This is a genomic window from Streptomyces sp. NPDC016851 (genome assembly GCF_055562795.1).
Genome location: NZ_JBVHEP010000001.1, coordinates 563,700 through 588,830 on the forward strand (window position 1 = coordinate 563,700; position 25,131 = coordinate 588,830).

The 25,131-nt window shown below is 67.9% G+C and carries 13 protein-coding genes and 1 pseudogene; 7 read left to right on the top strand and 7 right to left on the bottom strand.

Going from position 1 to position 25,131, the window contains the following annotated elements; all coding sequences use genetic code 11:
- Position 1: 1 nt before the first annotated feature.
- The 3 genes from ACZ3I3_RS02630 to ACZ3I3_RS02640 form a co-directional block, all read right to left on the bottom strand.
- Positions 2–694 carry a class I SAM-dependent methyltransferase gene (locus tag ACZ3I3_RS02630; protein WP_467361924.1) on the bottom strand — a complete coding sequence of 231 codons (693 nt, stop codon included), beginning with the start codon at positions 692–694 and terminating at the stop codon, positions 2–4.
- Positions 695–1,606, bottom strand: a complete 912-nt coding sequence (locus tag ACZ3I3_RS02635) for a phosphotransferase family protein (RefSeq protein ID WP_467361925.1) — start codon at positions 1,604–1,606, stop codon at positions 695–697.
- A 77-nt stretch (positions 1,607–1,683) separates the two neighbouring features.
- Positions 1,684–2,433 (bottom strand): hypothetical protein, encoded by a 750-nt coding sequence (locus ACZ3I3_RS02640; protein WP_467361927.1) that lies wholly within the window; start codon positions 2,431–2,433, stop codon positions 1,684–1,686.
- Positions 2,434–2,658: 225 nt separating this feature from the next.
- On the opposite strand from ACZ3I3_RS02640, the pseudogene ACZ3I3_RS02645 reads away from it, so the two are divergent.
- The 3 genes and pseudogenes from ACZ3I3_RS02645 to ACZ3I3_RS02655 all read left to right on the top strand — a co-directional run bounded on the left by ACZ3I3_RS02645 (position 2,659) and on the right by ACZ3I3_RS02655 (position 9,167).
- Positions 2,659–4,013, top strand: a pseudogene (locus ACZ3I3_RS02645) (tetratricopeptide repeat protein).
- Between the two features lie 35 nt (positions 4,014–4,048).
- Positions 4,049–4,549: an NUDIX domain-containing protein gene (locus tag ACZ3I3_RS02650; protein WP_467361929.1), complete on the top strand. Its 501-nt coding sequence runs from the start codon at positions 4,049–4,051 to the stop codon at positions 4,547–4,549.
- A 223-nt stretch (positions 4,550–4,772) separates the two neighbouring features.
- Complete coding sequence (locus ACZ3I3_RS02655) at positions 4,773–9,167, top strand: hypothetical protein (RefSeq protein ID WP_467361930.1); 4,395 nt, start codon at positions 4,773–4,775, stop codon at positions 9,165–9,167.
- Between the two features lie 124 nt (positions 9,168–9,291).
- On the opposite strand, the gene ACZ3I3_RS02660 is transcribed toward ACZ3I3_RS02655, so the two are convergent.
- The 3 genes from ACZ3I3_RS02660 to ACZ3I3_RS02670 all read right to left on the bottom strand — a co-directional run bounded on the left by ACZ3I3_RS02660 (position 9,292) and on the right by ACZ3I3_RS02670 (position 15,299).
- Positions 9,292–9,990 (bottom strand): hypothetical protein, encoded by a 699-nt coding sequence (locus ACZ3I3_RS02660; RefSeq protein WP_467361931.1) that lies wholly within the window; start codon positions 9,988–9,990, stop codon positions 9,292–9,294.
- Complete coding sequence (locus tag ACZ3I3_RS02665; RefSeq protein WP_467361933.1) at positions 9,987–14,051, bottom strand: CHAT domain-containing protein; 4,065 nt, start codon at positions 14,049–14,051, stop codon at positions 9,987–9,989. The genes ACZ3I3_RS02660 and ACZ3I3_RS02665 overlap by 4 nt, the downstream gene beginning before the upstream one ends.
- 528 nt (positions 14,052–14,579) lie before the next feature.
- On the bottom strand, positions 14,580–15,299 hold the full coding sequence (locus tag ACZ3I3_RS02670; RefSeq protein ID WP_467361934.1) for an NAD(P)-dependent oxidoreductase: 720 nt from the start codon (positions 15,297–15,299) through the stop codon (positions 14,580–14,582).
- Positions 15,300–15,610: 311 nt separating this feature from the next.
- On the opposite strand from ACZ3I3_RS02670, the gene ACZ3I3_RS02675 reads away from it, so the two are divergent.
- The 4 genes from ACZ3I3_RS02675 to ACZ3I3_RS02690 all read left to right on the top strand — a co-directional run bounded on the left by ACZ3I3_RS02675 (position 15,611) and on the right by ACZ3I3_RS02690 (position 21,570).
- Positions 15,611–17,203, top strand: a complete 1,593-nt coding sequence (locus ACZ3I3_RS02675) for an MFS transporter (RefSeq protein WP_467361936.1) — start codon at positions 15,611–15,613, stop codon at positions 17,201–17,203.
- Positions 17,204–17,234: 31 nt separating this feature from the next.
- On the top strand, positions 17,235–20,081 hold the full coding sequence (locus ACZ3I3_RS02680) for an AAA family ATPase (protein ID WP_467361938.1): 2,847 nt from the start codon (positions 17,235–17,237) through the stop codon (positions 20,079–20,081).
- Positions 20,082–20,272: 191 nt separating this feature from the next.
- Positions 20,273–21,325, top strand: coding sequence for a ketoacyl-ACP synthase III family protein (locus ACZ3I3_RS02685; RefSeq protein ID WP_467361939.1), 1,053 nt, complete (start codon positions 20,273–20,275; stop codon positions 21,323–21,325).
- The gene (locus ACZ3I3_RS02690) at positions 21,322–21,570 is read left to right on the top strand and encodes an acyl carrier protein (protein WP_467361940.1); all 249 of its coding nucleotides are present in this window, start codon (positions 21,322–21,324) and stop codon (positions 21,568–21,570) included. The genes ACZ3I3_RS02685 and ACZ3I3_RS02690 overlap by 4 nt, the downstream gene beginning before the upstream one ends.
- Before the next feature lie 288 nt (positions 21,571–21,858).
- Here the strand turns inward: ACZ3I3_RS02690 and ACZ3I3_RS02695 are convergent, their stop codons facing one another.
- Positions 21,859–25,071 carry an AfsR/SARP family transcriptional regulator gene (locus ACZ3I3_RS02695; protein ID WP_467361941.1) on the bottom strand — a complete coding sequence of 1,071 codons (3,213 nt, stop codon included), beginning with the start codon at positions 25,069–25,071 and terminating at the stop codon, positions 21,859–21,861.
- Positions 25,072–25,131 lie beyond the last annotated feature (60 nt).

The following is a 25,131-nucleotide window of genomic DNA, read 5'->3' on the forward strand; positions in this document are numbered from 1 at the left end:
ATTAGAGCTTGCGCGCGGTGATCAGCAGGGTGGTGGGCCAGCGGACGTGACGGGCGTCGTGGAACTCCTGGGCCGAGGCGAGCCAGAGGCCCGCGCGGCCGAGGTGTTTCTCCCAGCGTTCGGCGTCGAAGTCCCAGCGGGCAATGGGTAGTCGGGTGAGATCGGGGAGGGCGGCGTAGTCGCGGCGGGGCCGGTCGTCGGTGGCGGGGCGTAGACCACCGCGCTGGGGGTGAGGAACGGAGAAGGCGAGAGTGCGCCCGGGTTTGAGGTGCTGGGCGATGGCCGGGAGCAGAAGCTTGGGGGCTACGAGGCCGATGGCTCCGAAGACTGAGTAGATCGCGTCGAAGCGCTCGTCGGAGGCTTGCAGGTAGTGCAGGGCGTGGCCGGCGACGAAGGTCAGGTTGTTCAGTCGGCCGTAGTGGGAGCGGGCTCGGCGGACCTGGAGGCCGACAAGGTCGACGGCGGTGACCTGGGCGCCGTACCGAGTGGCGAGGTGGGCGGCGTTGTGGCCGGGGCCGCAGCCGAGTTCCAGCAGCCGCTTGTGGCGTAGGTCCGGGCCGAGGATCTCGGCTCCGGGGCCGCTGCCGGGGCGGGTGGTCCATTCCATCCGCGCAGGTACGGACAGCGGCTCGGCGGGGCTGGCCGTGGTGCGTTGGAGGGCATGGACGTACCAGGGGGAAGCCTGGGCGAGCACCTAGACCTCCAGGAGGTGGAGGACGTCGGTGAGGTGGCGGCGGACGGTCTTGATGTAGGCAGGGTCGGTGGCCGGGTCGTTGATCCAGCGGATGGACTGCTCCATGAACCACTCGACGGCCCACATGCGGTGCCAGCCCAGCGCCCACTTCTCGGCGGGGAGACCGCCTCGTTCCGAGAGGGCGTCAGGGGTGCCGCCCTCGGAGACGTAGGTCTCCAGGAAGACGCGCAGGCGGACGGGGTCGGGTTCGTCGATGGTGCCGTGCCAGCTGGCGAGGTCGAGCAGGCCGGGGCCGGTGAAGGCGCGGGCGAAGTCGAGCAGGCGCCAGCCGTGTCGGCGGATGTGGAGGCTGGTGGGGTGGAACTCGGACTGCACCCAGCCGAACGGGGCCACGGTCGTACCGGCTGAGCGTTCCTCGGCAGCGTGGGCGATCCGCTCGAGCGCGTCCTCGATGTCGTCCGCGTCCTGCCACCGTTCCGCCTTGCGGAGCTGGGCGAGGTGGTCCAGGGCCCGGCTTGGCAGGGTGCGCAGCCGCTCCTGGTCGAGGACGGGGAGGGCGGAGGCGGTTCGGGTGCGGTGCAGGACCACGGCTGCGGCTGCGCCGTCGAGGTCGTCGGCTTCGCGGATGGGGGCGCCGAGGTCTTCCAGCAGCATCCCGAGCCAGCCGTCCAGGACGGCGGACGAGTGAACGGTGGGTACGGGCACACCGAGGGTGTGGGCCAGCCGGAGTGCCTGATCCTCGCTGTCGAACGGCTTCTTGGCGTACTTGAAGATGCTCGTGGTGTCGTCGGTGAAGGTCAGGCGTTCGACGCCGGACATGGACCACACGCGCACCTCCTCGCGAAGAGTGGTGGTCCGGCCGGTCAGGGTGAGCAGGTGGTCGAGGAGTTCGGTGCTGGGGTTCGCGGTCATGTGGGGGCTCCCGTGGGGTTGGCGGCGTCCGGGGCGGGCGAGAGGTGCCGGCCCGCCCCGGAGCCAGGGCAGTGGTGCTACGCGGCGGGGCTCACGCGGTGGGCGTAGACCTGCTCGATCCACTCGGCCTTGAAGGTGGCGAGGTCGTCGCGGAAGGTGGCCATCGAGGCACCGTAGGGCGCCACGACCCCGCCTGACTGGTCCGGCACGGACTGGCAGCCGTGCACGAGCCGGCCGCCGAGGGCGGCGTGGGCCTTGATGGACTCGATGCGGCGGTGCTCGTTGAACCAGCCGCCGTGGTAGACCTCGTCGAGCGTCCCGCCCATCTCGTCGTCCAGGTCGAAGACGACGGAGGTGGCGGCGGGGAAGAACCAGCACGGGCCGACGTTGGAGATGTGTCCGTCCAGCGCGACCTTGTTGAGCGCCATCAGCGTGGCTGCCTCGCGCAGCATCCGCAGGTGCTCGGCGGTGATCTGCGGCAGGCCGAGGCCGGCCAGGTGCTCGTCGCGGAACAGGTAGGCGTACACCTCGTAGGCGGTGGCGAGCACGCGGGCGGCGTCCGAGGTCGACTGGGCGTGGGTCTTGATGAACTCCAGCGTGAGCTGCTCGACCGCGCTCTCGGTGGTTTCCTCCACATGCAGGAGCCGGGACTTGACCAGCTCCCAGTCGGCGACGAGCCACGTGTTTGACTCGAAGCGGAAGAAGTACTCAGCCGGGTCGATGGTGATGCGCCGGCCGTCGACCTGGATGCCGGGCAGGCGGCTCCAGCGCTCGTCGAACGCCTCGGGCAGTACGACCGTGATGGCTGCGGTGTCGATGGTGGTCACCGTGTCTCCGTCTCTGATCGGCCGGGGGCGGGCACACGGGTGCCTGAACCCGGTGTAGGCGTACGGAACTTCGGGGGCCGCCCGGCTGAAGGGGGGAGCCTGGTCACGGTGTCGGACCGGGGCCGGGCGGTTGATGATTAGTGAATCCTCCGTCACGCACAGTGGGTACGGTGAGAGGCAGTTGAAGCGGTATACGCGGTTTACAGCTGCGGACGGGAGGCGATCGTGGCAGCGCCGAGAGGTCCCAACTCCCGCCTGCGTGACGTCATCGAGGCGATCGGCTGCACCTACGAGGCCCTGGCGAAGGACATCCGGCGCATCGCCGCCGAGAACGGCGAGATCCTCCAGACCAACAAGTCGGCCGTCTCCCACTGGTCGAAAGGCACCCGCCAGCCGACCGGTCGGACCGGGAAGTACCTCGCCGAGGCCCTGTCCCGGCGGGCAGGCCGCACCGTCACCTTGGTCGAGATCGGGCTCCGGGCACCGGATGCTGAGGGGACGGACGAGTGGGATCCCGTCCTGGCCGCACCGACCTGGGCCGCGCCGATGTCGAGCGCCGCCGCTTCCTCGCGGTGGCCGCCTTTACCACCGCCGGCGTCGCCATGCCCCTCGCCCACGACCACGAGGCGACCGCTCGCATGCTCCGCGCCCGCACCGGCACCTCCGTGGTCGGGGCGGAGGACGTGGACGTCGTACGCCAGATCACCGCAGCTTTCAGCGCGGCAGACGAACGCCTCGGCGGCGGTCGTGGCCTGACCACGGTCACTGCCTATCTCGCCGACACCGCCGCCCCCATGCTCCGCGGGCGCTTCCCGAATGAAGCCTTACGGCAAGCGGCCTTCGGCGCAGTGGCCGAACTCGCCTACCTGGCAGGCTGGAAGCACCACGACCTCGGCCAGGAAGGCGCCGCCCAGCGCTACTACCAGGTCGGCTACCAACTCGCCTGCGAAGCCGACCCACACGGCCACGCCGCCTGGATGATGCGCGCCCTCGCCCACCAGGCCCTCAGCCTCAAGCAACCCCACCACTGCGTTGACCTCGTCGAAGGTGCCCTACGGCGGGGCCTCGGCCACGTCGATGGCCGGACCGAAGCCCTGCTCCACATCACCCATGCCCGCGCGTACGCCGCCGTCAGCGAGAAGACCGCAGCGGCCCGCGCCCTGCTCGCCGCCGAAGACGCCCTTCTGCGCGACGACGGCCTTCAGCCCAGCTACTCCCGCGTCAGCGGCCCAGCCGCCGGCACTGTCGCCAGCCACACAGCCCGCACGCTCACCGACCTCGCCGACCACGTCGGCACCGAACAGCAGCACCGCGACGCCCTGATCCGCTGGGACCTCGAGAAGTACAAGCGCGTCCACGCCCTCACCTACGCCGACCTTGGCGACAGCCTCGCCGCTCAGGCCCGCGCCGACGAGGCAGTTGCTGCCTGGTCTCAGGCCCTGACCCTCATGGAGGGCATGACCTCCGACCGCGCCCGCAAGGCCATCACGTCACTCCGCTCCACCCTCTCCATCTACCAGCACCGCCGAGTGCCCGGAGCTGCCGAGCTCGCCCGCCGGGCACGCGAAGCACTGGCCTAAGCTGCCCAACAACCGGCCGATGAAGGGACGCAACCGTGGCTCAGCGGACAACCGATGACCAGCCCAAAGCCCTCAAGCCCGCCCTCGAATCGATGACCCTGCTGGTCGCCGCCGTCATCGTCCACGACAAGGCCACCAACCGCGTCGTCCTCCTACAGCGCAGCCAGAACGCCAAGTTCGCCCAGGGCATGTGGGACCTTCCTGTCGGCAAGAGCGAGCCCGGCGAGCCCATCACCGAGACTGCCGTACGGGAGCTGTACGAGGAGACCGGCCTGACCGTGAAGCCCGAGTCCTTGAAGGTCGCCCACATCATCCACGGCGCATGGGGCGTTGAGGCTCCCAATGGCTTCCTCACTGTCGTCTTCGCCGCCCATGAGTGGACCGGCGAACCCGAGAATCGCGAACCACGCAAGCACGCTCAGGTCCGGTGGGTCGACGCCGACTCCATCCCCGACAGGTTTGTGGACACTACCGCCAGTGCGCTCCAGCGGTACCTCTCTGATGGCCCTGAAGTGTCACTGAGCGGGTGGCACTAGCGGAACACCGTGACGGTTGTGTTGCCAAGGATCCGGGGCATGCGGGACGACGATGCCAACCATAGAGAGGGCCTCGTGGTTCCTTGCAGCCGTTGCCGCGCGTTCCCCACCGTGTACCTCCGTGTCGGTAGGTCACATGGATCTCTCGGTGAGAGCAGCGCCAACCCTTCGGTTGCCCTATGCTCACCATCGGTGATTCTGCATCAGACTGTGAGGGCGGTCCGTGTCGGCATCAGACAAGAGTGACTCGGCTGTTAGCTCGGTGCCCGTCCCACAAGAGATTACGATCGCGGTCGATCCAGCCGTTCAAACGGCATTGGCTAAGTGGCTCACCGACTCGGGGACGACCCTGCACTTCGACCGGTGGATCACTCCGGGATTGAGCGGTGCTCTCCTCGCTACCGTGGTTCTCAACATTCCTGGGCGTGCCGCAGTCGGGCTGATCATGAAGGTCTGTCCACCTGGCAAGGTGACTGGCAAAGAGGCCCAACGTCACGCCGAGGCGCTTGAGGCGTCCCCCGAGTTTGCCGCTGCTCACCTGGTGACTCAGCCGGTTGAGCCCATCCGCGGCTCGCGTGGCTGGTCGATCATGTTCCAGGAGGTTGCCGGTGGGTCGCTGCGGGCAATTCGTCCTCTCTCAGCGATCCAGGGCGTTGACCTGGCTCAGGTGACGGCAACTGTGGTTCGTTCCGTCCTATCGGATTGGAATCCAGCCCCCAGGACCAAGCCAGTCACCGCGGTCGATTTCTTCCGCGATCTGCTCGGCAGCAGAATCGACAAGGGTGGCCCTCTGGACCTGCTTGCCGACCAGATGGCGTACGGAGCGGACCCTGGTAGCCCCGCACCGCTCTGGGTAGTAGGCCGAACCGGTAACGTTGTGCCCAATGCCCTGGCCTGGACGTCTACGGGTACTTGGCAGGAGGCGCTTAGTAGCGAACGTCTCATGGTAGTCGTGGGCTGTGCGCACGGAGATCTGCATGCCGACAACATCCTGATTCCGCAGAAACCCCTCCCCAACCCGTCTGGGTATCGACTGATCGATCTTTCCGCTTACGCGGGAGAGGCTCCGCTTGCCCGAGACCCCGGCCATCTGTTGCTATCAATGCTCATGGATGAGGTCGCCGACTTGGGCGAACTCAAGCGCCAAGCTGTATCAGAGTTTCTCCTTGACCCCGCGCTGGAACAGTCGGACTACCTGCAGGTCGCTGGGCTGCTTGGACTGATCAAGGCAGTGAACCAGGTCGGTGATCAATTCGCCTCCCAACTGGGACTCCTCGACCACTGGCAGGATCAGGCTCAGCTTGCGTTGGCTGCGAATGCGTTGATGTTTGCCGCGCGACTGCCCGATGTGTCGATGAAGCAGTGGTGCTTCGAATTGGCCTGCGAGGCGCTGGGTAGATTCTGCGCTACCCGGGGAATCGAAGCGCCAACTGACGCACCTAGTGCTTCCCTTCTGGGAGCGCGGGAGCCAGCATCCTTCGATACCGCGAGAGCCTTCGAAACGTTGGCCGCAGCATGCGCAGACTGGTCGGCAACGCATACCACAATTTTGGTCGTCGACTCCGCCCGGCTCACTCCAGAATCACAAGCGAAGATTTCGTTGTTGCGCTGGAGGGTTGTGGTTGACCTCAATTCGTCAACGGACATTGACGGCGGCTGGGCGGCTGCACTCGGCTCGCCTGGTGATCGACGGCTGGTCACCATGGGACAGGACCCGCTTTTTGGTCGCTCGAGCACCGTTTGGCTTGCAGCGGCAGGTCTCAGTGACATGGACCCTATTGACCCTGTAGCAGAAATCCGGCAGTGGCGTTTTCGGCATCGCCGTTTCGTCGCACAGGCCATTGAGGCTGTGTCGCAGGTTATGTCACACCCGGCAACGGTGGTCTGTCTTGGCGAACCACGAGGTGCGGAGCGCGCCGTCGTGGAAGCTTGCGTCGATGCCTTCGGTGAGCGGGTCCGTGTGCTCGTAGTTTCTGCAACGGATTCTGGAGATCTCTCCGAATATGCGGCGGAAAACATCTCATGCAATCCAGACGAACTTTTACTCGCTATCCCCGAGGCCACTTCTACCGTCAAGGCCGCCCGAGTAGCCACCCTTCCGGGACAGGACGGCCCTGTCGTGCTGCCGCAGGAGTTGATCAGTCGGTATTCCGACTGGATGGAACTGCTGCATTCCGAGGTCGGCGTCACTGGTGAACGCGATGCCGAATCTGACGCATTCTACAAGGGTAGGCCCATCACATGGTTCGAACTGGGATTGGGCCTCGACGTTGATCGTGCAGAGACGAAAAATCTTATTGACGAAGTGCTACGGCCAAGTCTCCGGCAACGCAACACTCTGCGGGTGATGCTGACACATTCCCCAGGCGCAGGCGGCACTACGATGGCTCGCCGGGCGGCTTGGGACCTGAGGGGTGAATTTCCCACCGTCTACGTGCGCGGCTCTGTTGACGAGACTGTTCTCGTCCAGGCCGTGGGAGAGCTGGCTCAACTGTGCGACACCTCCGTACTGGTGGTTGCCGAGCTAGTTCCAGACTCCACTCTTCGTAGCGTATTTGAGGCGCTGCGCGCGAGTTCAGTCCCGGCTGTTCTGCTCATTACTACTCGACGCGGCTCAAGTCGCGGCAAGCAAGCTCCTTCCAATAGCCCGGAAGGGGAGCGTCGGTATCGAAGCCAGCACGTGGGTGCGCTGGCAAGCCGTACTGAGCGGCAAGAGATGGCCCGGCGATTCAGCGAGCTCGCCCCGGACCGGGGAGCCGAGCTATTCGAGCTTGCGGCGCGTGCAGGCGACAACAATGTCCCATTCTTCTATGCCTTGACAGCCTTCGGTGCGGAGTTCCAAGGGCTGCGCAGCTACGTTGAACAATTTATGATGGACTTGTCTGAGGTAGAGCGCGAGGTTGCGATCTTCATCAGCATGTCTCACTATTTCTGTGGGGTCCCAGTCCCGGCTGACCTCTTCGCGGAGAGCTTGAATGTGCCGCTGTCTGAGTCGGTCCGCTTGGACAGAGAAATCACCTCCACATTGGCCGCTCTCTTGGTTGAGGAGCCCAAGGGGGCATGGCGTACGTCGCACAGTCTCATCGCCGAGGAGATACTGCGACAGTTGCTGGCGCCTTCTGTTGCCGCGCCGGGGAGCGAGGACTGGAAGGCCGCACTTCCCACCTGGAGCCTGCAGCTCATCGAATTGACCGTTAATGTCTTTGGCCAGCGTCTACCCAATGATATGAAGGTTATTTTGGACCGTCTCTTCACGACCCGTGAGAGTCGGGATTCGCTTGATATTGAGACTCCCGCGAACGCGACGTACACCGAGCTCATGCAAAATGTCTCGTCCCCCGGTAGGATTCAAATCCTCAGGGAGCTTGTTTCTGCTTTTCCTGACGAGCCGCACTACTGGGCGCATTTGGGTCGTCTTCTGTCCTATGATGCAGGTGACTTTGTAGAAGCCCTCGATGCAATGGATCGGGCGATTGCGCTCTCACCCAAGGATCCTCTCCTGCACCACATGCGTGGAATGGTATTCCGTAACGAGATGCGCGCGCGGATTCGCGATCGTAGCGGCAGTGCTGCCGGGAAAGAAGAGGAAGTCCTTTCTCTCTGTCAATCGGCAGGCGAAGCGTTTCGGGCTGTGTCCGAACTCGACGACGCCACTGAATACGGTCATATTGCCTTGGCGCAGACAAATATTTCCGTTATTGAGTTCGGTTATGGAGTGTCCGGGTGTAGCAAGTACGCCCAGTTCTTGGCCCGCCCATCCGCCGGCAGTTATAGAGACCTACTCGCCGAAGCTGAGGGAAGCCTTGAAGCAGCTAGAGAAATCCGAGGATCTGACCGCGCGTCTTACTCCGCCGAACGTGCGGAGAACCAGCTCAAGGAGCTCTACGACGACTATTCCGGTCTGCTTCAAGGGTGGCGCAACCTCCTTGAACGAGCTGACCTGGCGAAGCCGCCGATCCGTCGCAGGCTGGCGCGGGCCTACCGGAATCGGGCCGGCTCCTGGCGTAAGGCGCCACATAAGGACGTTAGGCAGGCCGTAAGCCTGCTTCAAGAGAATCTCAAGGATAATCCACGAGACTCGCGGAGCCTTCTGGAATGGATTTGGGCCGCCCGCTTTACAGATGCCTCTCTCGACCAGGCAGCCGATCTGGTCGGCGGCTGGGCCAGCTCCGAAGGAACTCGCGAGGCGCTCTTTTACGACTATGTCGTTACATTCCTCCTGGCCATGTCGGGCCATAGTGCCGCGGTCGGCGACTATCAGCGCAAGCTTGAACGCAGTCGTGAACGCGCCGCATGGTTTGGCAACAGACGGTTCCCCTACGAATGGCTGGGAGAGGGCACTGGGATCGCAGGTCTCGTACATCATTCAGACCTGGCTGGATGGGACCGCAGAAGTGGTAGCCCAGAACCCACGATTCTGCGACGGGTTCCTGGGCGAGTAAAGTCGATCAACAAGCCGACCGCAGGTACGATCAGCATTGCGAACGGCTTGGAAGTGTTTATGAACCCCTCTGCCTCGGGTTTGCTCCGGGGGAGCGACGAGAATGAGCAAGTAACTGCATTGATCGCCTTTAGATACGATGGCCCGATGGCGTTCAACGTTCAGAAACCCAAATAGGCCCTGTAGCTGCACAGGCAGAAAGCTTGGCGTTGTGGGGTCGTTGTCCGTGCTGTCACCGGCGCCTTGCAGGGGCGGATACTTCTCAGACGCTGCTTTCTTGTACCGACTTCCTCCGCCGCGATTACCGGAAGTCGATGGTTCGCAGAGCAGGGGGTAGTACGGCCCGGTAGGGGATTAGGCCAAGACGGCGCTGTTTGACGGTCGCAGCCAACGTGATGTGGGCCCGTGCCGGCACGCCGGCGGGAACGCGGACGATGAGGGTGAGTGACTCGTCGCCGACCAGGGGTGTGCCAGTGGTGGCGCTGAACCGCCACTCCGGGTCGCTGTCGCGTTCGCCCATGCCGACCACGAACAACTCCTCACGACCGCCCTGTTCCGGCGTGTACTCGACACCGGCTTCGACGAGCATGAGCTTGGCGGTCAACTTCAGTCGGGTGGAAGGCGTCACAGGGAAGGCTCGCTTCTTCGGCGAGATGGACCATGCGATCGGCTGCCGGGCGGCCGGCTCGTCGGGAGCCTCCAGCCGGATGCCGATGCCCGCGTCCACGAAGGGAGTTCCGTCGGGGGAAGGACGGAACGAACAGACCAGGCTGAGGAGCAGGTAGTCGTACTGGCCAGCCTGCGACTCCAGGAAGTCCCCCCAGTCCCCGTCGCCCTCGGCGGCCTGCGCGGCGGTGAGGGGACGTACGACCGGGATGCCCAGCGAGATCCGCCCTGTCAGAGAGGGCTGGGGGGTGGGCGTTCCCAGGAGGAGGGTCGGCACGAGGTCGATGTCGTAGGTCGGTGCTGCCGCTTCGGTCGGCTCGTCGAGAGGGGTCATTCGATGGCTCCGTGGGAGGGATCGGTGGTAGTACGCCAGTCGCCGATGAAGCAGAAGGCGCCCCAGTCGCGGTAGGCGGGGTGGCGGGCGCGGGTCGCGGACTGGGCGGTACGGAAGGCGGTGCGCCGGTCCGGGTCGGCGGCGAGCTGTTCGTAGAGCGTGCCGAAGAAGCCGGTGGCCACGTCGGGGGCGACCGGCCAGAGGCAGCCGACGATGGCGGCGGCACCGGCCGAGAGGAAGGCGGCGGGCAGGCCGTGCAGGTTGTCGTTGATGTCGAAGCGGCCGAGGGCCGACTCGCAGGCGCTCATGGTGACGAGTTCGACGCCGCGCAGGTCGGTTCTGAGGATGTCGTGGGCGAAGACTCGACCGTCGTCGCCGTTCTCCGGATCCGGCGCCAAATACAGGCACTGGTGCCAGGGTGCCCACTCGTTGTGCGACCCGTGGGCCGCTACGTGGACGTAGCGGGCTCCGGGGAGCGCTTCGAGGAAACGGCGGGGCGTGGCGGCCGTCCCGAGAACCGGGTCGGCCTCGCCCATCGAGGCGGCGATCCGTGCGGTGTGGGCCTCCAGGGAGTCCGTGCCGCCGCTGTCGAACGCGAAGGCGGCCAACGCCTGACGTGGTGAGGGCGGGGTGGGCGGGGCCGGACGGCTGAGGAAGGACAGGCCGGGCACCTGGGTGACGGTCCAGTCGTCGGCCACCGGGCGGCCGTCGGCAGAGAGCAGGTGGAAGGGGAGGTAGTGGAGCGGGCCGTTCGGCCAGACGCACAGATGGGTCTTGCCCTCGGTGAGCCAGGAGGGCAGGGCATCGGTGAACCCGGCCAGGTAGGTGCGGGAGTCGTGGGCGAGGACCCGCTGGGCGGTGCGGGTCACTTGGCGGTGCAGTGGGTCTGCGGTGATCTCACGGCGCAGTTCCGCGATCTGTGGGGCTGCGTGCGACACGTTGAGGGTGTGGCCGGCCTTGAACACCCGGTACAGCCCGCCCTCGATGTCCGGGAACACCGTCGTGCGGCAGGCGAGGCCCTCGCGGGTCATCGCCAGCCCTTGCAGGGCCATGACGGGGTTGGCCGAGCCCTGGTGGCGCACCTGGCTGAGGAAGAGCGAGAGCAGCACCGTCTCATCGGGCAGCAGGGCTTGGATTTCGTCGACGTGCAGCAGTGGGAGGTGCGCGGGCTGCCGGGACGTGCGCAGTTCCCGGCTGATCCTGCGATCGGCGGCACGCTGCAGGTTGCGCACTTCGGCCTCGGCATCGCTGTCCGGTTCAGCCTCGCCGGAACCCAGGTAGAACAGCATGGCCGTCTCGGCCCCGCCGGGCAGTTCGAAGTCGGGGAGCGGGCCGGGCAGCGCCGCCTCGCCGAGTTGTGCGCGGTCGAGGATCCGGTCCAGAGCCGTCGTGAACTCCAGCGGACCCGGATGCCCCGCGGCGATGGTGAAGTCCATGCCTTTCGCGGCTTGGTGTACTGCGGACAACGCGGAGAAGTTGACCGTGGTGTCGGTCAGTTTGAAGGTCAGCGACTGGTAGAGGTCCCGCAGTTTCCAGTCCACCGTCTCGTCCGTCCCGTGACGTAGGAACACGGACGCCGGGACCAGGGCGTGGGCCGCTCGGTCGGCAGACCTTCCGTCGCAGGCGTGGGCACACTCCAGCCCGGCATCGAGGGAGGCGAGGGCGAGATCGATCTGACCGCACAGGCCGAACTGGAAGGCGGCGGATGCGAAATCACGGGCGGCGGCCTCCGGTTGCTGTTCCCTCTCGGCACGCACGCCCAGGTCGTGAGCGAGTACGGCGTCGAGATAATGCAGCGCGTCAACGTGCCGCAGGAAGAGCTCCGGCTCCAACCGGCGTGCTTCTTCGATGAGATCGCGGGCGGCGTCACCTGTCTCAGCCGGATCGGCATGGGCCGCGAGATGAATGAATGTCGCCGCAAGTCCGGCGGCGGACCACCCCTCGGCTACTGCGCGGGACCGTACCTCGGCGGCGACTGCGTCCACCGGCGCCGACTCCGGGAAACAGGCCAGCCGGTCGTCGGCGAGGCAGTGCACCTCGCGCGCCCAGCGCAGTCGGCGGTGGGAGTCCTGCGAGAGATCGGGCAGTTCGCGGTCGGCCGCGTCGAGCAGTTGGGCCTGCAGGTCGAGCCGGCGGGCCTCGTCGGCGAGGGTGAGGGCCTCGGCGAAGACACATGAGGCTTCGTGCTCGCCCTGTCGCGCCCGGACGGCCGAGAGGGGGACGGGGAGCAGGCCGGGCAGCCCGTCCGGAAGGGCGACTTCGCCGAACAGGTGCAGGATGCGGAGCGTGTACAGACGGGCCAGTGGATCGCGCAGCGGGTCCAGGACGTCGAACGCCTTCCGGGCGGTCAGCAGGATCTCCCGGTCGTACGACTCCTCCCGCATCCCGGCGAGGAAGGACAACGCCTCAGCCAGGGACTTGAGGACTCGCCCGAGCGCATGCCCCGACGACAGATCCGCGGCATCTCTGAGGTACTCGACCGCGGCCGCCGCAGCTTCCGCGGGGGACGGCATGTCCGGTCCCGCGGCGTGGGCGGGGTCGTCCGGGTAGAGGGACCGATAACGGTCCTGACGGTCCCACCAGACGCTGAGTGCGCTGTCGAAGGCCATGCCCGGCATTTCGCCGAAATACGGACTGAGGTGCAACAGTCCGGCGGCGAAGAGGGTCTCGGCGAGCTCGTCGGTCTCGTCGCGTTCGTGCAGTACTTCGATCTGGGTCCGCACAGCGTCGTGGGCGCGGCGGAACAGCATCCCGTCGGGACGTCCGACCAGGCTCAGACGCGCGGCCTCGCCATAAGCGTCGGCAGCCCTCCACCAGGGGCTCTCGGGCACCGTTCCCCACCGTGCGGAGGCGGCCTCCAGAGCGAGGGTGAGCGCGGGCACCGCGTCCTGAGGCGCACCGGAGCCGACGAGGTCCATGGCACCGGCCACCACCGCGTCGACGGCCTCCCGCGAGAGCGCGAAGGCCGGGTCCACGGCACGGCGGACCGCTTCACCCTCCGGAATGATCCGCGCGACGATCTTCGAGCCCAGCTCGGCGAGGGCCCGGGCTTGGCGCGCACTGCCTGACGCGAGCGGCGGGGCGGCTCTCGCCACCTCACCTTCCCGCTCCTCCTCAGGGCCCACAACCGTACGGGCGAGGAGGAGCCGCATTGCCCTGCGGAGGTTCGTGCGGTGGTCCGACTCCCGTCCCGAGGCGGTCTCGAGATCGACCGCCAGGCGCAGCCAGGATACGGCTTCCCGCAGCAGGCCGACCGCTTCCGGATGGGATGTCTCCTCAGCACGACGGCCGAGGGACACGCCGATGCTCGCCGCCGCATCCGCCTGCTCGCCGGAGCCTTCCGCCGCCTCGGTGATCGCCGTACGCGCGGCGGACTCCGCCGCGGTGAGGTCGGCGTGGTCGGCGGAGAGCCCGAATCGCTCCATGTGGGCGCCCGCGAGGCTCACGCGACGTCGAGCCCGCCGGGTAGGCGACTCCTCGGGAAGTGCGGCCACACTGGTGAGCAGTTCGACAGCGGAGTCGGCATCGGCCAGCCGGTCGGCCACCGGGCGGTCGGCGACCACCGCTCGGTGGCGGAGGGTGAGGCCCAGAGTGGTGTCGCGGTAGGGGCCGGCAGGCGAGCTGCGGAGCAGGGTTATCGCCTCGTCGAGTACGGACGGATCGCCGCCTTCCTCGGCATCCAGTACGAGATCGCTTGCGTGGTCCACAGGGTCCTGCCACGGATCGTGGCCGGTCTCCTCGGTGAGCTCGGACCACAACGCGCGGGGCACACGCCGGTGATCGACCAAATACAGCAGGCCGAAGACATGCATCGCCATCTTGTGATCGGCGGTCGACAACTCAACGTCATCGTGGCTGAGAGACCGAGCCCAGTGGTACGCCGCGACCGTGTGCAGGACGTCGGTGTCCACCGAGCCTTGCTCGTCCAGGGCTTCGCCTGCGACCGCCATCAGTTCTGCGGCGGCCTTGCCCCCCGCATCGTCGAGTACGACATCCGGCACCCCGCCGTTACCGAAGACCCTGACTCTGTCGGCCAGTTCTCTGAGCAGCGCATCCCTCACCCCCGTAACCTCCTGAGCGCCCAGAGTAGGCCAGCCAGTACGGTAAGAGGCCACGGTTGGGTGTCTCACCCGTCTCAAAGACCCTCAAGGGCAGAGGGCACATCTTCAGCGCCGGCCCATGGGGATGCTTCAAGGGCTTCCAAGGCATTGAGGACATCGTCATCCCATGAGATCGCTCGCTCAGTCTGCTCCCGCGCTCGGTCCCTGAGGAAGGCATCGGCGGCGATGACGGCCGACTCTTGAGTTGGGGTAGGTCTCTCGGGGCTCCGCAGTGGCTGCGTGAGCGACGCGTGAGCGGACGGCGCAGCACCCGTTGGACCGGGCATCATGCCGGTCGAGACCGATAAGCCTCTGACCAGGTAAGACCGGACCGAGCGTGATCAGGGAGCAGCACGCGTCACGATCATGCAAGCCCTCGTAATGCGTAGGTCTCGGGTTCGAATCCCGAAGGCGGCTCCACGGGAAACCGCAGGTCGGGCATACGACCTGCGGTTTCTTCGTTTTCTTGTCCAGAGGCGGAAGACCTTGTCAGTAGCCGATCGTGAATCGGCGCTGGACGTACCGGGGTAGCTCCGCCTCGTCGACCAGTGCCACAGCCGCGTCCTCCATGGAGATACGGCTGCGCCCGTCCGCGTCCACCACCAGCTGATCGCCCCCGAGGCGGAACCGGCCGGTGCGCTCACCCGGGAAGATCTCCTTGGCGGGGCTGAAGTAGGTCCACCTCCGATTGGAGTTGCGCAGCACGTTCAGGGCGTCCCGGTGGCCGCGCACCGCGGCGGCGTACTCCCGGGGAAGCCCGAGTTCGTCGAGGGTCGCGTGCAGCAGTTCGTCGGAGTCGGCCAGGACGCGGCCGGGCTCGACCTCCAGACTGCCGACGCCGCCGATGACCACGAGGCGGGTGCGCGGGTGGCTCTCCAATGCTGTCAGCAGGGCCCGGGCAGCGGTGGAGAAGAGGGTGGGCTCGGCTATGGAACGGCGCACGGCGCCGGCCAGGTCCTTGGCGGCGTTCCCGGGCTGGAACCCGCTGATCAGGACGTCCAGCCCGGGCAGGATCGCGGCGATGCTGTCCGCGTCCAGTACGTCGACGCTCTTCCACTCGATGTCGCCCTGGCCGGCCACGTCACCGGGTTTCTCACTGATCAGCGAGGCATCGCGGGTCAGCGCTGTGACGCGGTGTCCCCGGCCGAGAGCTTCGGTGACGACCCGGCTGCCGATACCGCCGGTGGCGCCGATGACTCCGATGTGCATGGTTGTCCCTTCGATCCCCTGGTGCTGAGTCGTGCACGGGTCTGGCCGGGCAACCATACGGTTGGGATTCCTGATGGCCCCTCAAGTCGGGTGCTGCGCACGCGCTTGATGGAGACGAGGGTTTCGGCCGCACGGGATGGGATTCGGAGGGCCGAAAGGCTTTCAACATGTTTACACAATCCCTGCTCAGCATACTGGCGACGGTCGCGGGACCGTGGCGGTCGGGGGGCCGATCTCGCCAGCCGCCTTTCCGGCTCGTGTTCTTTTCACTCACTTCGACATCACGCCTGACAAGAAGAGGGATGCTCACGATGTCATCACCCTCATCAGCCGGAATTCCGCCGCGGGCAGGGACCCGCGAGTGGATCGGCTTGGGAATCCTGGCCCTACCGACCCTGCTGTTGGCGCTGGATATGAGCGTCCTGTATCTGGCGGTGCCCCATCTCGGGGCGGACCTGCTGCCGAGCAGTTCGCAGCTGCTGTGGATCATGGACATCTACGGATTCATGATCGCGGGCTTCCTGGTCACCATGGGGACGCTCGGTGACCGGATCGGCCGCCGCAAGCTGCTGCTCATCGGCGCGGCCGCGTTCGGCGCAGCGTCGGTTCTGGCCGCGTATGCCTCCAGCGCCGAAATGCTGATCCTCGCGCGCGCCCTGCTCGGCATCTCGGGCGCCACGCTCATGCCGTCCACGCTCGCGCTGATCAGCGTCATGTTCCAGGACGCCAAACAGCGCGGCAGCGCCATCGGCGTCTGGATGATGTGCTTCTCCGCGGGTACGGCCATCGGCCCGCTGGTCGGCGGACTGCTGCTGGACAGTTTCTGGTGGGGTTCGGTCTTCCTGATCGGCGTTCCGGTCATGCTCCTGCTGCTGGTGGCCGGGCCTGTCCTGCTCCCGGAGTACCGGGATCCGAGCGGCGGTCGCATCGACCTGGGCAGCGTCGCGTTGTCCCTGCTGGCCGTGCTGCCGGTCATCTACGGCATCAAGCGGTTCGCGGAGGAAGGCGTCGACCCGCAGACCCTCGCCGGGATCCTCGTCGGTCTGGTCTTCGGCGTCGTCTTCGTGCGCCGGCAGCGGAAGCTGGATGAGCCGCTGATCGACCTGAACCTGTTCTCGCACCGCGCGTTCAGCGTCTCCCTGGTCGTGCTGCTGCTCAGCATGGCGACGGTCGGCGGGACGGTGCTCTTCTACACGCAGTTCCTGCAGTCCGTCGAGGGCATGTCGCCCATCAAGGCGGGTCTGTGGATGCTGCCCTCCGCAATCGGCATGGTCGCGGGCTCGATGGCCACCCCGGCGCTCGCCGCCCGTCTGGCCCCGCGTGTGGTGGTCGGCATCGGCATGGGCATCTCGGCCGTCGGCTACCTGCTGCTGACGCAGGTGGACAGTGTCTCCGGACTGCCCGTGCTCATCACCGGCGTCACCGTCGCCTTCGTCGGTACCAGCTCGGTCCTTGTGCTCGGCACCGATCTCGTGGTGGGCTCGGCCCCGCCGGAGAAGGCCGGTTCGGCTGCCTCCCTGTCGGAAGCCAGCTCCGAGTTCGGCATCGCGTTCGGTGTCGCCACCATCGGCACCGTCGGCACGGCCGTCTACCGCAGCGGGATCGAGGATGCCGTTCCGTCCGGCCTGGAAGCCGGCGTGGCCGAGGACGTGCGCGACTCGATGGCCGGCGCGGCGGATGCCGCCGCGAACATGCCCGAGTTGCTCGCCGCGGCGCGCGACGCGTTCGCTGACGGACTCAACATCAGCGCCGGCATCAACGCGGCCATCGCCGCTGTCCTGGCCGTACTCGCCCTCGTGGTGCTCAAGACCACCGCGCAGGGTGGCGAGGACACCTCGCACACCGCGGACACAGACGAGAGCCCGTCCGTGGACGTCGCTTCCGTGGGGGACAGCCGGGCTTGACCGCCCAATTCAAATAATGGGGGAATGGCAAATGCGTGAGTCCGTACCGATAGAACGGCCCTCTAGATGGAGGGCGCAGGGACCCGATGTCGTAGCACCACGGTTGTACGACCGCGCCGAGCAATTCGCGGTGCTCCACGAACTACTGGCCGCTGCCCGTCGGGGCAGCCCACGGCTGGCAGTGGTGTCGGGGCCCGCGGGATTCGGCAAGTCCGAGCTGATGCACGCGTTTGCCGCCCAAGCCGTTGCCGCCGGCGCCTCGTATCTGGCGGCAACGGCCTCCCGCACCGAGCAGAAGGTCCCGTTCGGTGTGCTCACCCAGCTCTTCGACGGTTCCGATCTGCCGCACGATCCGGTGGCCGAGCTGTTCCCGGCTGTGAACGACAACCTGTCCGAGGTGCTGGCACGGGACCCGTCCTCGCCCATCGCGGGCAGGACCTTCCAGCGTGTTCACCGGGCGCTGCTGGAACTGGTCGAGCAGGAGTCGGCCGCCGGTCCGCTGGTGGTGGGTATCGACGACATCCACTACGCCGACCACGCATCGATGCAGAGCCTGTTCACCCTGGTGCGCCGGGTGCGCGCGGCGCGGCTGCTCGTCATCCTGACCGTTCCGGGCGACGGCACGTTGCTCGATCTGCCGTACCACGCCGATATCCCGCCGTCGCCGTACTCGGTGCCGGTGCCACTGCCCGCGCTCACTGCGCACGGCACCCGGGAGCTCCTGGAACACGAGCTCGGACGGGTGGCCGCGCAGCGCTGGGCGGCGGAGATGCACGCGATCTGCGGGGGCAACCCGCAGTTCGCGCGGGGTCTGGTGGACGACAACCGTCTGGCGGCCGCCGGCAGCGATGGTCCGCTGACCCTCGGCGCGCAATACAGCAAGGCGCTGCTGGCCTGCCTCCACCGCTGTGACTGCACCGGCCTCGAAGCGGCCCGGGCCATCGCGGTGCTCGGCGACGCCGTGAGCGAACGGCTGCTCGGCCAGTTCCTCGGCCTGGACCGCAAGTCGACGGACCGGGCCCTGCGTGATCTGAACCAGCTCGGCCTCGTGCACGGTGTGCGGTTCCGCCACCAGGGCACCGGCACGATCCTGCTCGACGCGATGACGTACGAGGAACGCAGTGAGCAGCACCGCCGGGCGGCCGACCTGATGATCCAGCACAACGTCCCGGCGCCCATCGTGGCCCGGCAATTGCTGGCCGTCGGTCACACGGTGCGCCAGCACGACGTCCCGGTCCTCCAGGAGGCGGCCGCGCACGCCTGGTCCGTGCAGGAGGCCCGGCTCGCGTTGGACCTCCTGGAGACGGCGGCCCGCAGCAACCAGGACCGCCTCACGGGGCTGAGGACGACGGCGATGCTCGCCGGCGTCGAGTTCCACGTCGACCCCGGTGCCGCCGCGCGGCGGGTGCCGCTCCTGACCAGGGCCGTACTCGACGATGAGCTGACCGGGGCCCTGGCAGCCTCCGTGGGCATGCTCCAGTTGGTGCTGGGCGACAGCCGGAGTGCCGTGGAGACGCTGCGCAGGGTCGATGCTCTCCCGGGGTGTGACAGTGCCACGGCGAGTGCCGCGGAAGCGCTGCGGATGTGGTTGACGGTGGTGTATCCCGAGTCCGCGCAGGCCATGGTCGGGTCCGCTGAGCCGCAGCAAGGGTGCTGCGTGCTCAACGTTCCCGGCAGAGAAGCCGTGGAACTGCTGAAGTCGGCCCTCACCGCCGGTCCTTCGCCCGAGGTGGTGGAGGAGGCCAAGCGACTCCTGCGGGCCTCCAAGGTGGGCGTGGTCGCGATGCTGGATCTGGTGGTGGCCCTGCTCGTGATCGCCGCGGCGGACGACACGCTGGCCGCCGACCGCTGGGCGAAGAGTTACCAGGCCGAGGCCGACAGCAACCCCTCGCGCATCTGGCGCGCGATGTACGCGGCCACGCGCGCGGAGATCGCACTGCGGCGCGGTGCCCTGGGCGAGGCGAAACGGCACGCGGAGACGGCGCTGACCCTCGTGCCCGTCGAGCACTGGGGGATCGGCGCCGGGCGGCCGCTGGGGGTGCTCCTCCAGGTGTTCACGCTGACCGGGAACTATGCGCGGGCGGCGGAGCTCACCCGTGTCGCGTTGCCGGCGGCGATGTTCCGCTCGCCCCTCGGCATGAGCTATCTGACAGCGCGGGGAAGGTACTTCCTCGCCGTCAATCAGCCGGCCGCGGCGCTCGAGGACTTCCTGACGGTCGGCCGACGGGTCTCTGCCTGGAACTGCGACGAACCCGCGCTGTTCCCGTGGCGTACCGACGCGGTACGGGCCTGCCTGCGCCTGGGGCGTGAGCGTCAGGCCCGGCAACTGGCCACGGAGCAACTGGAGCGGTGCGCGCCGCACACCGGGCGTGAGCGCGCGAGAGCTCTGTGGGCCCTGGCCCTGTGCGGTCCGGTGTACGAGCGCCTCAACTTGCTGGAACAGGCGGTGGAGACGCTGGCAGGGCGTGAAGCGCCTATCGAACTGGCGTACGTCCTTGCGGATCAGGCCGACGCGCTGCGTGCCGTCGGGCAGGAGAGCAAGGCGAGGATGCTCGAGTGGCGTTCCGGGCGACTGCTCGATGGCGTCGGTGCGATCCCTGCCCCGAAGTCGGGAGTCGAGCGGGGCGACCGCGAGGCGACCGAACACGCCGCCGCCCCGCAGGCGTCGACGGATGTGCTGACCAAGGCGGAGTTGCGGGTCGCTGCCCTGGCGGCGCGCGGCATGAGCAACCGGCAGATCGCTCGCCGCCTTTTCATCACGGTGAGCACGGTGGAGCAGCACCTCACGCGGGTCTACCGGAAGTTGAAGGTCAAGCGGCGGGAAGATCTTCCCGACGACCTGGTGGACGACGCGGTGGACGGGGCGAGCGCCGCCTGAGAAATAGGGGTCACGACCTGCGTGGGCCGGGTTGTGATTAGGGGGTGCCGACTCGTAGCGTGCAAGCGAATCGACGCGTAGTGATCCGCTGACATTCATAGCGAATTCGAGCGCGAAATCCGTTGGGTAGCGGCGAAATTCCGCCCGTGATACTGCCCGTATTTCGACTCTTCATGACGAGGTTGTTGCACATGAAATGGTCCGATGTTTATGTGGCCGGCACGGCGATGTGGCTCGGTCGCCGGGAGGACGTACGCGACGCCGTCGCCGACGGCCGGTACGACGAGGACGAGGCGATCTCCGACGACCTCGCCAGCGTCCGGGTCGCGGCCGATGCCGACGTCCCGGTCGATATGGCCGTGACGGCCGCCCGCCGCGCGCTGGAGCGGTCCGCCACGGCGCCGGAGGAGGTGACGCTGCTGCTCCATGCGCACATCGGGCACCAGGGCGTCGACCAGTTCGCGCCGGCGTCGTACGTCCAGGGCCGGACGGTCGGTGGCAGCGCCGCCGCCATCGAGGTCCGCCAGGCGTCCAACGGCGGCATGGCCGCCCTGCACCTGGCCGCCTCCTACCTGTCCGCCTCGTCCGGCTCCGCCGCGGCGCTGCTGACCACCGCGGATAAGTTCAACGCCCCCGCCTGGAACCGCTTCCGCACGGACAACGGCATGATCCTGTCCGACGGCGCCACCGGCATGGTGCTCTCCCGTGAGCCGGGGGTGGCCAGGCTGCTGTCCTCGGTGGTGATCGGCGACGCCACGCACGAGCAGGTCTACCGGGGCGACAGCTGGACGCAGGCCCCCGGCGAGGAGGGGTGGCCCGTCGACCTGCGCACCCGCAAGGAGCGGTACTTCGCCGCGGGAGCGGATCTGCTCGGGGTCATCGGAAGCATCACCAGGAACCAGGAGGAGTCCCTGCGGACGGCGCTGGACGAGGCCGGTGTGTCGGTCGACGACGTGACGCGGTTCGTGTTCCCGGCCGTCGGCCGCGTCCTGCAGGACTGGGAGTCCCGTAAGGCCATGGGCATCGACGAGTCCCGCACGACGTGGCCCTGGGGCCGCACCGTCGGCCACCTGGGCGCCGGCGACCAAGCCGCCGGCCTCACCCACCTGCTCGAGACCGGCCAGGTGAGCCCCGGGGACAAGGTGGTGCTGTGCGGCGTGGGTAACGGATGGGCGTACTCGGCCGCGGTGCTGGAGATCCTGGAGCAGCCGAACTGGGCCGAGCAGCCGGAGGCGAGCGCATGACGCCGGAACACGACACGGTCCGCCGGTTCATCACCGAACGCTATCCGCAGGCCGACATCGCCGGCGACGACGACATCTTCGCGCTCGGTTACGTGAACTCCCTGTTCGCCGTCGAGCTGGTCCGGTTCGTCGAGAAGGCTTTTGGGATCAGCGTCCCCGAGGACGCGATGCGGATGGACAACTTCCGCACCATCGACGCCATCGTGCAACTGGTCCGGGATGAGGCGGCGGTCGCGGACCGGTGACCTACGGGCGCAGGCCGGCCGGACCGCGCCGGCAGCGGGCGCGGGGGGGGGCCGGAGGGCGGCGCCCCCCCCCCCCCCCCCGGGGCCCCCCCCGCGGGGGGAATGAACACCCACCAACACAAACGCCCGGGCCGGGGGGTGTGGGGGGTGGGGGGGGGGGGGGGGCGGGGGGGGCGGGGGGGGGGGGGGGCGGCGCGCCGCCGGGGGGGGGGGGGGGGGGGCCCCGCCCCCCCCCCCCCCCCCCCCCCCCGACGCCGCGTTGCCGCCAGCGGAGGAGTCATGCATCCCCTACGAGCTCAACGGCAGGGCAGTGGGGATGTCGTCGATCCCCAGGATCAGCCGCAGACAGTCCTCCGGGCTGAGGCGCGCCCCTTGCCGCCACACCTCGGACAGGGTCCTGAGATCGAGATGGTCACGTACGGCCGCCTCGATACGGTCCACGTCCGCGCGTTCGGCCTTGGGCAGCGGCACCTTCACCGACTTCCTGGCGGCTTCGGCGGCGGCGAGGAGCTGTGCCGCGTCCTCGAAGTGGCCGGCCACGACGCGTGCCCCCGCCAGGCCCTCCAGGGCCAGGGCCACCGCCCGTGGGTCCCCGAGCCGGTGCGCCACCCGGTAGCCCTCCAGATGGAGCCGGGTCGATTCGGCCGCGTCACCGCGCAGTTCGGCGATGAAGCCCAGTTCGCCGAAGACGAGGGCGTCGCTGTGGTCGGGACTGCCGCCCGACCCGCGTTGGTGCAGCCGCCACAACCGTTCTTCCGCCACGTCGAGTTCGCCCTGCCGGCGGGCGGAGAGCGCCAGGCCGATCTCCGCGTACCGCTCGCCGATGTGGTCGCTCTGTTCCCGGGCCAGGCGGGCCGCCCGCTCGTGCAGTTCGTCCGCCTGGGCATAGGAGCCTTCCAGGAGAGCGATCCGCCCCAGCCGGGACAGGCTGTGGGAGACCTCGCTCCACAGACCGAGCTCCTCGGCGATGTGCAGCGCCTCCCGGTTCAGCCGGCCGGCCCGGACGTAGTCACCGGCGATCTCGGCCAGCGATGCGAGGGTGTCGAGCGCCTGCAGCCGCCCCCAGCGGTCGCCGAGTTCCCGGAAGATCCGCTCGCTGATCTCGCCGTTGCGCTGCGCCGCCCGCCAGTCGCTGCGGAAGATGCTGTGCAGACTGCGCGTGCTCAGGGCCACGGCCACCCCCCACTGGTCGCGGAGCTTGTTGAACCTGCGCAGGGCGCTGAGCACCAGCACCTCGCTGTCGTCGATGTTGCCCATGCTCAGTTGCGCGTATCCCAGGAACCATTCCGCGAACGCCAGGTTGTGCTCGTCCGGGAACTCTTCGAAGTTCCGAAGGACTTCGGCGGTTTGCTCCGGGCCGTCGGACTCGGCGCCGACCAGCATGGTGAAGCCGGCCTGCCAGGCGGATGCCACAGCCGACTCGCTGCTGGGTTCGGTCACCCGGGCCAGCGCCAGGCTGGTCCACCGGTGTGCCTCGTCGAGCCGACCACGCAGCAGCCAGTACCACGACAGGGCGTTGGTCATGCGCAGCGCGAGGACCGGCTCCTCGGCGCGCAGCGCACTCTCCAGTGCCGCACGCGTGTTGAGCAGGTCGGCGTCCAGCCGGCGCAGCCACTCGTTCTGTCCGACGCCCTTCAGGTGCGGCAGGGCACGTTCGCACAGGCCGGTGTAGTGCAGATCCCGCAACCGCTGCGTCTCCTCGAACTCGTCGGCGTCCTCCAGTCGTTCGAGGCTGTAGGCGGTAACCGCTCCGAGCAGTCGGTAGCGGGTGCCGGTGGAGGAGCGGACCGTGGCGACCAGCGAGCGGTTCACCAGCCGCGCCAGCAACGGGAAGACCTGAGACTTGGCGATGTCCCCGAAGGCGGTGACCGTCTCGGCCGACTCGACTGTCCAGCCGCTCTTGAGCAGGGCGAGACGGCGCAGGACGGCCCGCTCGGGCTCGTCGAGCACCTGCCAGCTCCAGTCGATCACGGCCCGGAGGGTCTGCTGACGCGGGGGTGCCCCGCGTGGCCCGTGGTCGAGCAGGGCGAAGCGGTCGTCCAGCCGGGTCAGCAGCTCGTGCGGGTCGAGTACCCGCAGGCTGGTCGCGGCGATCTCCAGGGCCAGCGGAATGCCGTCGAGCTTGTGGCAGAGGGCGGCCACCGCCTCGACGTTGTCCCGGTTCAGGGTGAACCCTGCGACAGCCGCCTTCGCGCGCTCGACGAACAGCCGCACGGCGCTGCTGTCCTGCAGCAGCTTCTCCGGTGCGCCCTCGCCGGTCTCGGGCAACTCCAGCGGAAGCACGGACCAGACGACCTCGCCCAGCAGCCCGAGTGGCTCGCGGCTGGTGGCCAGCACCCGCAGCTTCGGGCTGGAGCGCAGCAGCATGTCCGCCAGTTCGGCGACGGGCTCGATCAAGTGGTCGCAGTTGTCCAGGACGAGCAGCATGTCCTTGCCGCGCACGGCGGCGCCCAGCTTGGTCAGCACGTTGCTGGTGGTGTCCAGAGGCAGCCCGCCGATGCGGCCGATGTTGTCGCGCAGGTCCAGCGTCGCGGACACGCTCTCGGCGACCTCGGTGACCGACGGCCGACCGCCCTGCGCGGTGCGCCCGCGCATCTCCGCCAGCTCCACCAGCCAGACACCGTCGGGGTACTCCGCCGCCAACTGGTGGGCGACTTCCTGCGCCAGCCGCGTCTTGCCCACGCCTCCCGGGCCCGTGAGCGTGACGAGCCGGTCGGAGGTGATCAGCGACTTCACCGTCCGCACCGCGGCCGCGCGGCCGATCAACTCGGTGAGCGCCGAGGGGATGTTGATTCGAGGACGCGTGATCGAGGTGACGGGGGGCGCAGCGGGTTCCAGCTCCGGCGCGTTCGCCAGAATGGACTCGTGCAGTGCCGATACCTGGGCTCCCGGGTCGAGTCCGAACTCCTTGCCGAGACGGCTCCTGAGATCGGCGTAGCTCGCCAGGGCCGCGCTCTGCCGGCCGGTCCGGTACAGGGCCAGCATGTGAGCGGCCCGCAGGCGTTCCCGCATCGGGTGCCGGACCACCAGGTCATCGAGATCGCCCACCAACAGACTGTGCTCACCGAGCAACAGCCGCGTTTCCGCCCACTCCTCGATCGCGGTGAGACGTTTTTCTTCGAGGCGGGTGATCGTGCCCTGTGCGAAGTCGTGCTCGCTGAAGTCCGCGAGAGCCGGGCCCCGCCACAGGGCGAGCGCTTCGGCCAGTCGCGAGGCCCGGTCCTGCGGATCCTTGCTTTCGTACGCTTTGTTGGTGATGTCCTGGAACTGAGTGACGTCGACCCGGTCCGGCTCCACGTTGAGTCGGTACCCGGCCGGCGTGGAGACCAGCAACTGGCGTCCCCGTGGGTCGAGGCGGGCCAGCTGACGTCGGAGGATGGATACCTTGGTCCTTAAAGCGGAAGCCGGGTTCGCGGGTACGTCTTCGTCCCACAGATAGTCGATCAGCCGCGCCGCCGAGACCGGCTGGCCCTCGTTGATGAGCAGGATGGCCAGCAGCATCCGAACTTTGACTTCCGGAACGCGAACCGTCTCACCGTCTTCCCCCCAAGCCACAAGCGG

What these genes read in the sequence shown, in the direction of transcription:
- ACZ3I3_RS02635 (WP_467361925.1), bottom strand. Translation starts at nt 1,606, where the DNA reads ATGACCGCGAACCCCAGCACCGAACTCCTCGACCACCTGCTCACCCTG.
- ACZ3I3_RS02680 (WP_467361938.1), top strand. Translation starts at nt 17,235, where the DNA reads ATGCGTGAGTCCGTACCGATAGAACGGCCCTCTAGATGGAGGGCGCAG.
- ACZ3I3_RS02660 (WP_467361931.1), bottom strand. Translation starts at nt 9,990, where the DNA reads ATGACCCCTCTCGACGAGCCGACCGAAGCGGCAGCACCGACCTACGAC.
- ACZ3I3_RS02670 (WP_467361934.1), bottom strand. Translation starts at nt 15,299, where the DNA reads ATGCACATCGGAGTCATCGGCGCCACCGGCGGTATCGGCAGCCGGGTC.
- ACZ3I3_RS02685 (WP_467361939.1), top strand. Translation starts at nt 20,273, where the DNA reads ATGAAATGGTCCGATGTTTATGTGGCCGGCACGGCGATGTGGCTCGGT.
- ACZ3I3_RS02690 (WP_467361940.1), top strand. Translation starts at nt 21,322, where the DNA reads ATGACGCCGGAACACGACACGGTCCGCCGGTTCATCACCGAACGCTAT.
- ACZ3I3_RS02695 (WP_467361941.1), bottom strand. Translation starts at nt 25,071, where the DNA reads ATGCTGCTGGCCATCCTGCTCATCAACGAGGGCCAGCCGGTCTCGGCG.
- ACZ3I3_RS02675 (WP_467361936.1), top strand. Translation starts at nt 15,611, where the DNA reads ATGTCATCACCCTCATCAGCCGGAATTCCGCCGCGGGCAGGGACCCGC.